The organism is Polynucleobacter wuianus, from assembly GCF_001659725.1.
GTDB lineage: Bacteria > Pseudomonadota > Gammaproteobacteria > Burkholderiales > Burkholderiaceae > Polynucleobacter > Polynucleobacter wuianus.
Genome location: NZ_CP015922.1, coordinates 2,165,414 through 2,177,857 on the forward strand (window position 1 = coordinate 2,165,414; position 12,444 = coordinate 2,177,857).

Annotated in this window: 14 protein-coding genes; 4 read left to right on the forward strand and 10 right to left on the reverse strand. The window is 46.6% G+C overall.

Annotation, left to right across the window (positions count from 1 at the left end):
• The first annotated feature begins 201 nt into the window (after window positions 1-201).
• Genes A8O14_RS11130 through dapF form a run of 3 tightly spaced genes read left to right on the forward strand, consistent with a single transcriptional unit; the run spans window position 202 to window position 2,896 of the window.
• A complete protein-coding gene (locus tag A8O14_RS11130; protein ID WP_228385077.1) occupies window positions 202-1,065 on the forward strand; it encodes a lysophospholipid acyltransferase family protein in 864 nt (287 codons plus the stop codon).
• A 19-nt stretch (window positions 1,066-1,084) separates the two neighbouring features.
• Window positions 1,085-1,984 carry an LpxL/LpxP family acyltransferase gene (locus tag A8O14_RS11135; RefSeq protein ID WP_068949575.1) on the forward strand — a complete coding sequence of 300 codons (900 nt, stop codon included), beginning with the start codon at window positions 1,085-1,087 and terminating at the stop codon, window positions 1,982-1,984.
• Between the two features lie 9 nt (window positions 1,985-1,993).
• A complete protein-coding gene (gene dapF / locus A8O14_RS11140; RefSeq protein WP_255531427.1) occupies window positions 1,994-2,896 on the forward strand; it encodes a diaminopimelate epimerase in 903 nt (300 codons plus the stop codon).
• A gap of 18 nt (window positions 2,897-2,914) precedes the next feature.
• On the opposite strand, the gene pyrE is transcribed toward dapF, so the two are convergent.
• A complete protein-coding gene (gene pyrE, locus A8O14_RS11145) occupies window positions 2,915-3,583 on the reverse strand; it encodes an orotate phosphoribosyltransferase (protein ID WP_068949576.1) in 669 nt (222 codons plus the stop codon).
• An 8-nt stretch (window positions 3,584-3,591) separates the two neighbouring features.
• Between pyrE and A8O14_RS11150 the strand changes: the two genes are divergently transcribed.
• Window positions 3,592-4,374 carry an exodeoxyribonuclease III gene (locus tag A8O14_RS11150; RefSeq protein ID WP_068949577.1) on the forward strand — a complete coding sequence of 261 codons (783 nt, stop codon included), beginning with the start codon at window positions 3,592-3,594 and terminating at the stop codon, window positions 4,372-4,374.
• A gap of 15 nt (window positions 4,375-4,389) precedes the next feature.
• On the opposite strand, the gene A8O14_RS11155 is transcribed toward A8O14_RS11150, so the two are convergent.
• The 9 genes from A8O14_RS11155 to A8O14_RS11195 form a co-directional block, all read right to left on the reverse strand.
• On the reverse strand, window positions 4,390-5,709 hold the full coding sequence (locus A8O14_RS11155) for an AmpG family muropeptide MFS transporter (protein ID WP_228385078.1): 1,320 nt from the start codon (window positions 5,707-5,709) through the stop codon (window positions 4,390-4,392).
• A 15-nt stretch (window positions 5,710-5,724) separates the two neighbouring features.
• On the reverse strand, window positions 5,725-6,315 hold the full coding sequence (gene metW, locus A8O14_RS11160; RefSeq protein ID WP_068949579.1) for a methionine biosynthesis protein MetW: 591 nt from the start codon (window positions 6,313-6,315) through the stop codon (window positions 5,725-5,727).
• Window positions 6,312-7,451, reverse strand: a complete 1,140-nt coding sequence (gene metX / locus A8O14_RS11165; protein ID WP_068949580.1) for a homoserine O-succinyltransferase MetX — start codon at window positions 7,449-7,451, stop codon at window positions 6,312-6,314. The genes metW and metX overlap by 4 nt, the downstream gene beginning before the upstream one ends.
• Window positions 7,448-8,098: a nucleoid occlusion factor SlmA gene (gene slmA, locus A8O14_RS11170; protein WP_068949835.1), complete on the reverse strand. Its 651-nt coding sequence runs from the start codon at window positions 8,096-8,098 to the stop codon at window positions 7,448-7,450. Before slmA ends, metX begins: the two co-directional genes overlap by 4 nt.
• Window positions 8,099-8,108: 10 nt before the next feature.
• Window positions 8,109-9,011 (reverse strand): acetylglutamate kinase, encoded by a 903-nt coding sequence (gene argB / locus A8O14_RS11175; RefSeq protein WP_068949581.1) that lies wholly within the window; start codon window positions 9,009-9,011, stop codon window positions 8,109-8,111.
• Window positions 9,012-9,023: 12 nt separating this feature from the next.
• Window positions 9,024-9,401, reverse strand: coding sequence for an RNA polymerase-binding protein DksA (dksA, locus tag A8O14_RS11180; RefSeq protein WP_071466393.1), 378 nt, complete (start codon window positions 9,399-9,401; stop codon window positions 9,024-9,026).
• 232 nt (window positions 9,402-9,633) lie between these two features.
• Window positions 9,634-10,716 (reverse strand): CobW family GTP-binding protein, encoded by a 1,083-nt coding sequence (locus A8O14_RS11185; protein ID WP_068949583.1) that lies wholly within the window; start codon window positions 10,714-10,716, stop codon window positions 9,634-9,636.
• Between the two features lie 69 nt (window positions 10,717-10,785).
• The gene (locus tag A8O14_RS11190) at window positions 10,786-11,787 is read right to left on the reverse strand and encodes a tyrosine recombinase XerC (RefSeq protein ID WP_068949584.1); all 1,002 of its coding nucleotides are present in this window, start codon (window positions 11,785-11,787) and stop codon (window positions 10,786-10,788) included.
• The gene (locus tag A8O14_RS11195; protein ID WP_068949585.1) at window positions 11,768-12,442 is read right to left on the reverse strand and encodes a DUF484 family protein; all 675 of its coding nucleotides are present in this window, start codon (window positions 12,440-12,442) and stop codon (window positions 11,768-11,770) included. Before A8O14_RS11195 ends, A8O14_RS11190 begins: the two co-directional genes overlap by 20 nt.
• Between the last annotated feature and the right edge of the window lie 2 nt (window positions 12,443-12,444).

Sequence of the window (12,444 nt, forward strand, 5' to 3'; positions counted from 1 at the left end):
GCACATTCCTTTAAAAATTAACACGATCTATGGGACAACTCGACGTGCCAGGAACCACAATGGCGACGCTTTAGCAGAATTTTTGAATCGCCCTGCAAGTTGTCTTAACTCAGCGATCCACTAATTCTATCTGAAAAGGGTGCAATTCATCAAGGCACACTTAAATTTGGTCTATACGGCAGCATTGAATATCATTGGGGGGTGCGAAAAACCCTACTAAAGATCGGCTTAAACACTATCGCTGTACTCCCCCTTGCGGCAGTGCAGGCGTTGGGCGCTCTTTTGGGTCTTCTAGCCTATATTGGCTCATCTCAATATCGCTCACTTTTTAGGCCCCAATATGAAGCGGTTGTTAATGCCCACAGTCTGCCTTTTCAACTTTGGAAAGCAGTGCGGGCATCGGGCATGTTGTTTACAGATAGCTTATGGATCTGGCGTAATCCCCAGAAAGCACTTCAGTTAGTCGAAGTACAAAACTGGGACGTGGTTGAGGAAGCGATACAAGAAGGTCATGGCCTAGTCATGTTGACACCACACCTTGGTGGCTTTGAAATTATTCCGCGAGTATTAGCGCAACATTTTCCTGCAACGATTCTGTATCGTCCTTCACGACAAGAATGGCTTAATGAAGTTGTTGAAGATGGCCGTGCTTACCCCAATATGCATTTCGTTCCAACCAATCTCAATGGCGTTCGTCAAATGACGAGGGCGCTCACTCGTGGTGAAGCAATTGGTATTCTTCCAGACCAGGTACCGAGTGGTGGCGAAGGGGTATGGGTTCCCTTCTTCGGTCGTCCTGCTTACACAACTCCATTGCCTGCGCGACTAGCTAATCGCAATAGCACACCTTTAGTGATGTTTACGGCAAAACGTAAAGCGCTTGGGCAAGGCTGGGTAATGCAAGCAACTCGTCTAGCACCACTGTCAGATGATCCCACTCTTGCTGCCGCACAACTCAACGTCACCATTGAAAATGCAGTGCTGGTCGCCCCAGAACAATTTATCTGGTCATATAACCGCTATAAGCATCCAGCTGGTGCAGAATTGCCGCCAAGCATTCAATAGAATCAACATCATTTTTGAAATGGCCTGGTTATCCAACCTCTTCAATTTCTTAGCGCTCAGTTTGTTGCGCTTATTTGCCTTTCTACCCTATTCAATTAACGTATATGTAGGCTATGGCCTAGGTTGGCTAGGAGCCCATATTCCCAATAGTCGAGCTAAGGTAGTCAAAACAAATTTACGTTTGTGCTTTCCCAATCTCAGCGAAAAAGAAGTTAATGCACTAGCACTCGAGCACTGGAAATTATTTGGACGCAGCGTCTTAGAAAGAAGTCGTATCTGGCTCGGTAGTGGAAAACAAATCACCGATATCGTGACCATTGATTCTGCGATTACCTTAGGGGATCGCAAACCACGCCTCCTCATTAACCCTCACTTTGTTGGTCTTGAGGGTGGCTTCATGGCCCTCTCCGTGCTGGCAAGCCAGCATGATTGGCCAAGGGGGGCAGGTCTTTATCAAAATATGAAGAATCCCTTTTTCAATCAAAAGATGATTGAATGGCGCAATCGTTTTGGCGGCAAATCAATTGAAAGACAAAGCCGACTAAGAGATCTCATCAGAGAAATACAAACTGGCAATTTTATTTTTATTGCGCCCGACATTGATTTAGGCCCACGTGATTCTGTCTTCGTGCCTTTCTTTGGAATTCAGACTAATACCATTACCTCCGTATCGCGCTTAGCTAGACTGAGTGGGGCTGAGGTGTGCCTGATGACTACAACACTCAATAAAGATCGCAAAAGCTATACGTGCCATATCAGCGAACCGTTGCCAAACTTTCCTAGTGATGATGTTGAAAAAGATACTGCTCGTCTCAATCAATACATTGAAGAGCTTGTTCGGGAAAGGCCGGCAGAGTACTATTGGGTACATAAACGCTTTAAACATCGCCCCCCTGGCGGGGCCAGCCTTTACGATTAAAGAGATATTTTGAGTACTTATCCAACTAGCGCTAGACGCAAAATTCGCTTCACCAAAATGCATGGTGCTGGCAATGATTTCATTGTGCTCAACGGGATTGATCAAGACCTCAGCAGGATTACACGTGAACAGTGGCAGTCATTGGCGCATCGCCAATTTGGCATTGGAGCAGATCAAATCCTCCTAGTAGAAAAGTCAACTAGATCGGATGCCGATTTTAAATATCGGATCTTTAACTCAGATGGCGGCGAAGTAGAGCAATGTGGTAATGGCTCACGTTGCTTTGTACGTTTTGTATTAGATCAGGGCTTGTCTACCAAGAACCCCTTACGCGTAGAAGTTGCACATACGGTGCTCACGCTGAAATCTCATCCGGATGGCCAGGTTGAAGTAGATATGGGCGCACCTATTTTTGAGCATAGCCAAGTTCCGTTTAATGCAAGCGGCTTGGCGAGCATGCAAGAGTTTCATGAAACCCTTTATGCCCTTCCTCTAGATCACCCTGCAACCCATGATAGTTTTGTGGGCGTTCTTTCCATGGGCAATCCTCATGCTGTTCAGGTTGTGGGCGATCTGGAAAGCGCGCCCGTCCTGACAGAAGGGTCTGAAATTGAAAAATATTCTGCATTTCCAAAAAGGGTAAATGCAGGCTACATGCAAATTGTGAATCGCAATGAAATTAAATTGCGCGTGTATGAACGAGGTGCAGGAGAAACGCTTGCTTGTGGCACAGGAGCTTGTGCAGCCGTGGTATCAGGCATTCGTAGGGGTCTACTAGACTCACCTGTAAAAGTCCGTACACGTGGCGGCGATCTTCAAATTGCCTGGGGTGGAGTAGTCAACGATGTTGCTCAGCCCGTCATCATGACCGGTCCGGCAGTCAGTGTTTTTGAGGGCGAAACAGAAATTTAAGAAAGATTTCTGCTTTTCCTAAACGCCGTATTTATCACGATAGGCTTTGACTGCTGGTAAATAATTACTTAACTGGCTATCGCTTGATGCCGTTAAGAAAGACATCAAACCAGTCAAGTTTGCAATTGAAATTACCGGCAAACCGAACTCTTGCTCAACTGCCTGCACCGCAGACTTATCGCCAATCTCGGTCGCAGTCCCAGATCTTTCCATACGATCCAAAGCAATCAATACTGCTGCAGGCTTTGCTCCCGCCTTACGTATAAGGTCTACAGACTCTCTCACTGATGTTCCCGCAGAGATAACGTCGTCCACGATGATGACCTTTCCTTTTACAGGCGCCCCAACTAAGAGGCCACCCTCACCGTGATCTTTGGCTTCTTTTCGGTTATAGGCGTAGGGAACATTAATGCCGTTGTCTGCTAAAGCAATTGCGGTAGCAGCCGCCAAAGTTATGCCCTTATAAGCAGGGCCATAGAGCATGTCAAACTGAAGCTTAGATTCTTGTAAGGCTTTGGCGTAATAACGACCTAAGGCGCCTAAGCGAGCCCCATCATCAAATCCGCCGGCGTTAAAGAAATAAGGTGAGAGTCTGCCTGCTTTGGTTTTAAACTCCCCGAAGGACAAAACCTTTGCTTCTAAAGCAAACTGAATAAAGTTATCTTGATTTGAATTATTTGAGCTCATAGGACTACATGTTACGCATCATTTCCGCGAACCTCAACGGCATCCGTTCTGCAGTCAAAAAAGGCTTTCTGCCATGGGCTGTGAAGCAAAAAGCCGATTTTATTTGCATGCAAGAACTCAAGGCGCAAAGAGACGATCTTGAGGATGCCATTCTCAATCCCGATGGCATGCATGGCTTCTTTCATCACGCCGAGAAAAAGGGCTATAGCGGCTGCGGTATTTATACCCCCCACAAGCCTGATGAAGTTCTGTACGGCTATGGCAATGAGGAGTTTGATGCTGAGGGTCGCTATGTAGAGGCACGCTTCCAAGGGCTTTCAGTGATCTCGGTATACATGCCTTCCGGCTCAAGCTCTCCCGAGCGTCAAGAAGCTAAATATCGCTATCTGGATAGTTTCTTGCCGCATCTCATCAAACTGAAAAAATCTGGCCGAGAAATCGTACTCTGTGGCGACGTCAATATTGCGCATCACGAGATTGATTTGAAAAACTGGAAAGGTAATGTCAAAAACTCTGGTTTCTTGCCTGAAGAGCGGGCATGGCTTACCAATCTCTTTGACAAAGTAGGTTACGTTGACGTGTATCGCATGCTAGAGCCTGAAGCTGGAGAGACTTGCTACACCTGGTGGAGTAATCGCGGCCAAGCTTATGCCAAGAACGTTGGCTGGCGAATTGATTATCAGATCAGCACACCAGGGATCGCTGCTACTGCGAAGACAACAGCAGTATACAAAGATGAGCGATTCTCAGATCATGCACCGCTGACTGTGGACTATAACTGGAAGCTTTAAGCAATAAAAGCAGGCTTACTTGCCGTCTTTGTTAACTTGCACAATATTGAAGTGAATCGTTGCCCAGATCAAAATGAGAACAGGCGCACCAATAATTGCAGTGCCGTAGAAGAAAGCCTGATAACCAAAGCTATCAACGAACACACCCGAAAAGCCTGCCAGCCACTTCGGCAGCAAAAGCATCATCGAACTAAATAAAGCGTACTGAGTCGCAGAATATCGAATATTAGTTAGGGATGATAAGAAAGCAATAAAAGCAGCGCTCGCAATGCCTGAGCTGAGGTTGTCAGCTGAGATTACCCAGATCAAGCCATGTAAATCATGGCCTTGAGTCGCCAACCAAGCAAACAACAAATTACTCACTGCGGATAACACGGCACCCACAAATAAAATTCGTAAGACCCCAAAACGCAAAGTAAGAACGCCTCCCACAAATGCGCCAACTAAAGTCATAATCACGCCAAATACTTTACTAACTGCCGCGACTTCATCTTTTGTGTAGCCCATATCAACATAAAACGGATTGGCCATAATTCCCATTACGACATCGCTAATACGATAAATGGCTATTAGAGACAAAATCAGAATGGCATGCCAACGATAACGTGTGATGAACTCTGCAAAGGGCTCAACAAGGGTTTGATAAAGCCACGCTTTTGCATCGCGCGCTTTGGCCAACTCATAACGTGCTGGCTCTTTGCTAAATAAGGTAGTTAAGACACCAACCCCAATAGATCCAGCCATACAAAGGTATGCAAATTGCCAGGCACCTGCGTCGTAGCCGCCACCTGTTTCAACTCTGGCTGCAAGCCATAGAACACCAGCGCCAGCCCAAATCAAAGCCAGTCGATAGCCAGTCTGATAAGTTGCTGCAAGCGCAGCCTGGTGATCGCTATTGGCCGATTCAATGCGAAAAGCATCCAAGGCAATATCTTGGGTCGCAGATCCAAACGCCACTAACAACGCACACCAAACTACTAAATTGAGCGTAATCTTGGGATCAAGAGTCGACATTCCAACTAGACCAAGAATGATGAGTGCTTGTGCAAAAATCAGCCAGCTTCTTCTACGGCCCAACAATTTAGTTAAGAACGGAATTTGTACGCGATCAACTAAAGGTGCCCAAACCCACTTGAATGCATATATCAAGCCAACCCAAGTGAGATAACCAATAGTGCTGCGATCAATACCAGCCTCACGCAACCAGAAGCTTAGAGTTCCCAGAATGAGCAAAAGCGGCAGGCCGGCAGAGAAACCCAAAAAGAGCATACGCAAGCAAGGCCATTCGAGATATACCCGAAAGTCTTTTAGCCAAGATTGAACTGCGGTGAACACCTTTGTATTTATTTTCTAGGCACGACGAATGTGGAATAAAGCAAGGCTACCAAATAGATTTGGCATCAGAGTGACTTGTCGACCATCATGCAAAATGCACTGATCAATCACTTGTAGGCCAAGACTTGAGGCTAACTTCTCAAAGTCAGCAACCGTCAGAACGCGTACATTCGGAGTGTTGTACCACTGATAGGGTAAGCTCTTCGACACCGGCATGCGTCCTAAACCAACTGCCAAGCGATGTGACCAGTGGCCGAAATTCGGAAATGACACAATCGACTCTTTACCAACGCGCACCACTTCACGCAAAATCTTTTCAGTCTGATGAATCGTCTGAACTGTCTGAGACAAAACAACAGTATCAAAACTATTGTCTTCAAACAGTGCTAAACCTCCCTCTAAGTCTTGCTGAATGACATTCAAACCTTTTTGCACGCAGGCTAGTACACGCGCATCATCAATCTCTACTCCATAAGCGTGAACCGGTTTTTGCTTTTGCAAAAACTCCAGAAAGCTGCCGTCACCACAGCCCAAGTCAAGCACTTGACTATTAGGAGCAATCCAATTGGCTATCGCGGCAAAGTCAGCGCGCTTGTGCATAGTCATGATTGCACCTCAAGCATCTGCTTGAAATACGCTCTCACTAAATTGTGATAACGCTCATCATCTAACAAGAACGCATCGTGGCCATGGGGTGCATCAATCTCCGCATAAGTCACTTCACTCTTATTGCTTAAGAGTGATTGAACAATCTCGCGACTGCGATTCGGCGGGAAACGCCAGTCTGTAGAAAAGCTCACCACCAAGAATTTCGCGTGCACCTCAGCTAAGGCGCGGTTCAAACTACCATCGTAACGGCGCGAAGGATCAAAGTAATCCAAGGCACGCGTGATCAACAAATACGTATTGGCATCAAAGTAAGTAGAGAACTTATCGCCTTGATGACGCAAATAACTTTCCACTTCAAACTCAACATCAAAGCTAAATCGATAGTCGTTGGACTCGCCATTAGGGCGCTGTAACTCGCGCCCAAACTTTTCAGCCATATCGTCATCAGACAAATAGGTGATGTGGCCTACCATGCGAGCTAAACGTAAGCCTCGCTTAGGCACTACGCCATGCTCATAGTAATTGCCGCCATGAAAATCGGGATCGGACAAAATGGCATTACGTGCCACTTCATTAAACGCAATATTCTGTGCACTTAATTTTGGAGTTGAAGCAATCACAACACAATGATCTAAGCGCTTAGGAAATTGGATCGCCCAAGCCATTGCCTGCATGCCGCCTAAGCTTCCACCCATCACTGCAGCAAATTTCCGAATGCCTAACTTATCAGCCAAACGCGCTTGCGTGTTAACCCAATCCTCTACAGTTACCACCGGAAAATCTGCACCATAAGGCTTACCAGTCCCAGGATTAATGCTCATCGGACCAGTAGAGCCAAAGCAAGAACCCAAATTGTTTACACCGATAACAAAAAAGTGATTGGTATCAACTGGCTTACCAGGACCAATCATGTTATCCCACCAGCCAATATCTTCAGGGTCTTCTGGGCTCGGTCCCGCTACATGATGCGATGCGTTGAGTGCGTGACAAACCAACACAGCATTACTTTTATCGGCGTTGAGTTTGCCATAAGTTTCAATGACTAAATCGTAGCCAGACAACATGGCGCCACTCTGCAAAGGCAGGGGCTCGGCAAAATGAATGGTGTTTCTAGAGAGATGAAGCTCGCTCATTCTGACAAGAGCAGACGCAAACTGACATCAGAGGCATCAGTTGGCAATTTCTTAAAGCCACTACGGGCAAATCGATGCCAACGGCCCAAAACGAAACTCATCAACATCGCGGCGCGAATGCTGACTTCATCTGAGCCCAATTGAGCCCATGTCCCACCTTGAGTTTGAGCGATACGCAAAGCCTGCTTAAGTGACGCTTCTACGCGATCTAAGACTTGGGTGATGCGCTCTTGTAAACGATCATCTTCTTGCAGCAATGCATCGCCCAATAAAACCCTAGTCATGCCAGGATTCTTTTCAGCAAAAAACAAAAGCATTTGTAGGATTCCACGCGCTTGTGCAAGACCTGATTCTTCTTTTTGATTAATTTGATTAATCAGGCCAAATACGGTTTGCTCAATAAATGAAATCAAACCTTCAAACATCTGCGCCTTACTCGCAAAGTGCCGATACAAGGCCGCTTCAGAGACATCAATCTTGGCAGCTAATGCGGCAGTCGTTACGCGCTCACCTTTTGGGTTTTGCAACATCTCAGCAAGCACTTGCAAGATTTGAAGGCGACGCTCGCCAGGTCGTGGGCGCTTGCGTGTTTTACCAGCGTCAGCATTGCTGCTGTCGATGTCTGCTGGTTGCAAAGATTCACGCATAGTCATCTACTTATCTAGAACGAATCATCGTGCCAAACGCTTGCTCGGTCAGAATTTCTAATAATAAAGAATGTTCAATACGGCCATCAATGATGTGCACCGAATTCACCCCACTCTTAGCCGCATCTAATGCAGAAGAGATCTTTGGCAACATGCCACCAGAGATCGTGCCATCTGCAAACAAGGCATCAATTTCTCTGGCAGTGAGATCTGTCAGCAACTTGCCGTCTTTATCCATCACACCTGGGATATTGGTCATCATGACCAACTTCTCTGCGTGGAGAATCTCAGCCATCTTGCCCGCTACTAAGTCAGCATTAATGTTGTAAGCCTGACCCTCTTCGCTAAATCCAATCGGAGAGATCACTGGAATAAAAGCGTCATCCTGTAATGCTTTCACGACGGCAGGATTAATGGCTTCAATTTCACCAACAAAACCAATATCGAGCATTTTGCCTAGTTCTGTATCGCTGGGAATCATCATCTTCTTGGCATGGATAAGTCCGCCGTCTTTGCCAGTCAAACCAACTGCCTGACCTCCAAAGTGATTAATCAACATCACAATATCTTGTTGTACCTCGCCACCTAGAACCCACTCCACTACTTCCATGGTTTCTTCATCGGTAACGCGCATACCCTGAATAAAGGTACCAGTCTTGCCAATTTTTTTTAAGGCCTCATCAATCTGCGGTCCGCCACCGTGAACAACCACGGGATTCATGCCAACCAATTTAAGCAAGATCACGTCACGCGCGAAACTTTCTTTGAGGCGTTCCTCAACCATCGCGTTTCCGCCGTACTTAATCACAATAGTCTTACCGTGATATGCGCGGATATAAGGCAAAGCTTCAGCAAGAATCTCCGCCTTTAATAAAGGCGAGATATCGCTAAGGGCAGGTAAATGCTTAGTCATTACAAATAAAATTTATTCGCCAAATAATTTTTGACGGAGTTCGCGACGCTCTTGGGCTTCAAGAGATAAATTGGCTGTAGGCCTTGCAATTAAACGATTCAAGCCGATTGGCTCACCAGTTTCTTCACACCAGCCATAGTCGCCAGACTCAATACGACCGAGCGCTTGCTCAACTTTTTTCAAGAGCTTTCGTTCGCGATCACGTGTGCGCAATTCCAATGCGTGCTCTTCTTCAATCGTTGCACGATCAGCTGGATCAGGAACCAAAATATTTTCACGCAAGTGCTCTGTCGTCTCGGATGCATTTTTTAAAATGTCTTCTTTCAGAGTCAGCAATTTTTGACGGAAAAAATCTAACTGCGCAGCATTCATGTAGTCCTTATCGGACATCTTGAGCAATTCAGCCTCAGTTAAAGGTGTGCCTTTAACTGCTTTAGTGCTAGTTGCTTTGCTGCTCGCTTTTGCAGTGCTTGGAGGTTTTGTTGCTGTTTTTACCGTCATCTCATTCTTTCCTGGGTTTGAAGCATTATTGCCTCATTCTGCCAAACTTTTACAGCCCACCAATCAATATTCTTCAGTATTCAACAATCTTGACTGTGGCGAGGGATTGTACCCGCATCTTTTAGGCCAAACATCCCTCAAGCCCAGCCAGTAGGGTGTCCTTAGGTAGATCGATACCAATGAAGACCATCCGGGTTTGCTTGGGCTCGGTACCCCATGGACCAGCCAAATCGCTACCCATCATCTGATGAACCCCCTGGAACACCACTTTACGGTTACTTCCCTTCACATAGAGCACGCCTTTATAGCGCAGCATCTTTTCTCCAAAGACCTCCAAAATGCCCCCTAGAAAGTCTTCCAACTTTTTATGATCAAAGGGTTTATCACTACGAAAAACAAAGGACTGAATGCGATCTGTGTGTCCTGCGTGCCCATGATGGTGATGATCATGCGAATGGTCATGCCCGCAAGTGCTGTGATCATGGTCGTGGTCATGGGAATGGTCATGGGAATGGTCGTGACCACAATTAGCATGGTCGTGATCATCTTGCTCCAAGAAATGTGGGTCAATATCTAGCTTGGCATTGAGATTGAAGCCTTTGAGATCCAACACGGCATTTAAAGGCACGACACCTTTTGAAATCGCGCTAATCGGAGCTCTCGGGTTCATATGCATCAAGCGACCACGAAGTGCCTCAACTTCAGTAGGCGAAACCAAATCTGTCTTGGTGATGAAGATTTGATCGGCAAAGCCTACTTGGCGCTGGGCCTCTTCATGCTCGGTCAATTGTTGTTGGCCGTGCTTAGCGTCTACCAAAGTAACCACTGCATCCAATACATAGTGATCAGCAACATCGTCATCCATGAAGAAGGTTTGCGCCACAGGGCCGGGATTGGCAACGCCCGTGGTTTCAATAACGACACGGTCAAAGCTAATCTTCTTATCTTTACGCTGTTCCCATAACTCGTTCAGAGCTTCAACGAGATCACCACGGATCGTGCAACAAATACAACCATTGCTCATTTGCACAATATTCTCTTCGTGGTCTTGAACCAAGATGTCATTGTCAATGTTCTCTTCACCAAACTCGTTTTCAATCACGGCAATTTTTTTGCCATGGTCTTCAGTGAGGATGTGTTTTAGCAAAGTGGTTTTGCCGCTTCCCAAAAAGCCCGTCAATATGGTTACCGGAATTAATGCCATGAATGATCCAATCAAAATCTAGAGGTATTGCATTCCCAACTTGGGAAACTCACTATCTTACCGAGTTCCTCAGCCTTTGCCAGCCTTTGCGCGCGGATGCGCTTTATCGTATGCCTGAGCAAGATGCTGGAAGTCCAAAGAGGTATAGATCTGGGTACTGGCGATGCTCGCGTGCCCCAGCATCTCTTGGACCGCCCGCAAATCCTGAGAGGATTGCAAAACATGGCTAGCAAAACTGTGTCGCATCATGTGCGGATGCACATGGGTAGGCAATCCGGCACGAATCGCTAGAGAACGCAGGCGTGCCTGCACGGTACGAGGGGATAGACGTTTGCCAGTGGCAGATAAAAATAGAGCGATGGATTCTTCAGCATAAGAGCTTGCATCCCGAAGCTCTCGCCATGCAAGCAAGGACTTCATTGCTGGGCCGCCGACTGGTACAGAGCGCCTCTTTCCTCCTTTACCCAGTACCGTGACTTCAGCCGCATCCCAATCTAGCCAGCCAGCAGATTCTTGGTGACGATCTTTGCTTTGCATCACATCAATGCCAAGCAATTCAGATAAGCGCAATCCAGAGGAATACAGTAAATCAATAATCGCTGCATCACGAACCGTTTCTAGATCCTTTTGCTCCTCCGCCTCTTTGACTGCTTGATTCACCAAAGTCAGCGCCTGCTCAACGGACAAGGCTTTGGGCAAAGACTTCAAACGCTTGGGAGCCTTGACATCATCCACTGGATTGGCCACTAAGTTGCTGGTTACTTTGCCAGCGCGTGCATCACGACGCGCATCCTTTTCAGTCAGCCAGTCATACCAACCACGCCATGCCGATAAAGCCCTAGCAATGCTTTTAGAAGATTTTTCCTTAGAGTGTAGTCGGCCCGCCCAGCGTCGAACATGTGCATTACTGACCTTTAATAAATCAACCGAATCCTCAAGAGCAAAATTTTGGAGGTCACTTAGATCCAGGCCATACGCTTTAAGCGTATGGCCTGAGAGTTGCCGCAACACATGCAGCTCATGCAAATACTCTTGCATGAGTGGATGAAGTTCAGTCGACTTTAGCTTCATAAGCTTGGATACGATCCAAGGCTGCTGCTGTAAGCTCCGCGATTTGACGCAAGTAGAACGCACCCATATCTGCAGTAAAACGGGTTTCGTCTTTGCTAGCTAACAGCAAGACCGCAGGAGATTGTTTAACACCAACGCTCTTGCCAAGCGGTAAGCCAATCGCTACCATGCTTTGCCACTCCGGATCAATCTTGGCTTGACTTGCCAGCAAATCTACACTCGCTGCGGCCAGCTCTTTTGCTGAGCCACACAAAGGGGTATCAATCCAAGGACCAAATGCAGAATTTGGTGACAGTAGTTGCGCCGCTTCGACTTCAAATACCTCAGCCAAACCAGAAGTAATAGCAGCCTCAACATCAGCCTGGTTGTTTGCTTTCATCAATCGCAACAACCAGGCAACTAAGCTTTGTTGGGTTTTGTCATTGCGACTGCCAAAGTGCAACATCTCACTGAGGCGGCGATTGAGTTCTTGATTTTGAGTGCGCAATACTGTCATTTGACGTTCTTGCAATGAGATCGCACGATCTTCATGAGGATGCTTAATCCGAATCTCATTAAAGAGATTGGCATAGCGCTCAAAGAAACCTGGTGTTGCACGCAACCACTCAGCAACCAACTCTTCTTGCTCTGCCTGTTTTGGATCAATAGCACTCATCT

Excerpts from the sequence above, each read along its gene's own strand:
- A8O14_RS11190 (WP_068949584.1), bottom strand. The coding sequence starts at position 11,787 with ATGAAGCTAAAGTCGACTGAACTTCATCCACTCATGCAAGAGTATTTG.
- A8O14_RS11150 (WP_068949577.1), top strand. The coding sequence starts at position 3,592 with ATGTTACGCATCATTTCCGCGAACCTCAACGGCATCCGTTCTGCAGTC.
- pyrE (WP_068949576.1), bottom strand. The coding sequence starts at position 3,583 with ATGAGCTCAAATAATTCAAATCAAGATAACTTTATTCAGTTTGCTTTA.
- A8O14_RS11135 (WP_068949575.1), top strand. The coding sequence starts at position 1,085 with ATGGCCTGGTTATCCAACCTCTTCAATTTCTTAGCGCTCAGTTTGTTG.
- argB (WP_068949581.1), bottom strand. The coding sequence starts at position 9,011 with ATGACTAAGCATTTACCTGCCCTTAGCGATATCTCGCCTTTATTAAAG.
- metX (WP_068949580.1), bottom strand. The coding sequence starts at position 7,451 with ATGAGCGAGCTTCATCTCTCTAGAAACACCATTCATTTTGCCGAGCCC.
- A8O14_RS11195 (WP_068949585.1), bottom strand. The coding sequence starts at position 12,442 with ATGAGTGCTATTGATCCAAAACAGGCAGAGCAAGAAGAGTTGGTTGCT.
- slmA (WP_068949835.1), bottom strand. The coding sequence starts at position 8,098 with ATGCGTGAATCTTTGCAACCAGCAGACATCGACAGCAGCAATGCTGAC.
- A8O14_RS11185 (WP_068949583.1), bottom strand. The coding sequence starts at position 10,716 with ATGGCATTAATTCCGGTAACCATATTGACGGGCTTTTTGGGAAGCGGC.
- dksA (WP_071466393.1), bottom strand. The coding sequence starts at position 9,401 with ATGTCCGATAAGGACTACATGAATGCTGCGCAGTTAGATTTTTTCCGT.
- metW (WP_068949579.1), bottom strand. The coding sequence starts at position 6,315 with ATGACTATGCACAAGCGCGCTGACTTTGCCGCGATAGCCAATTGGATT.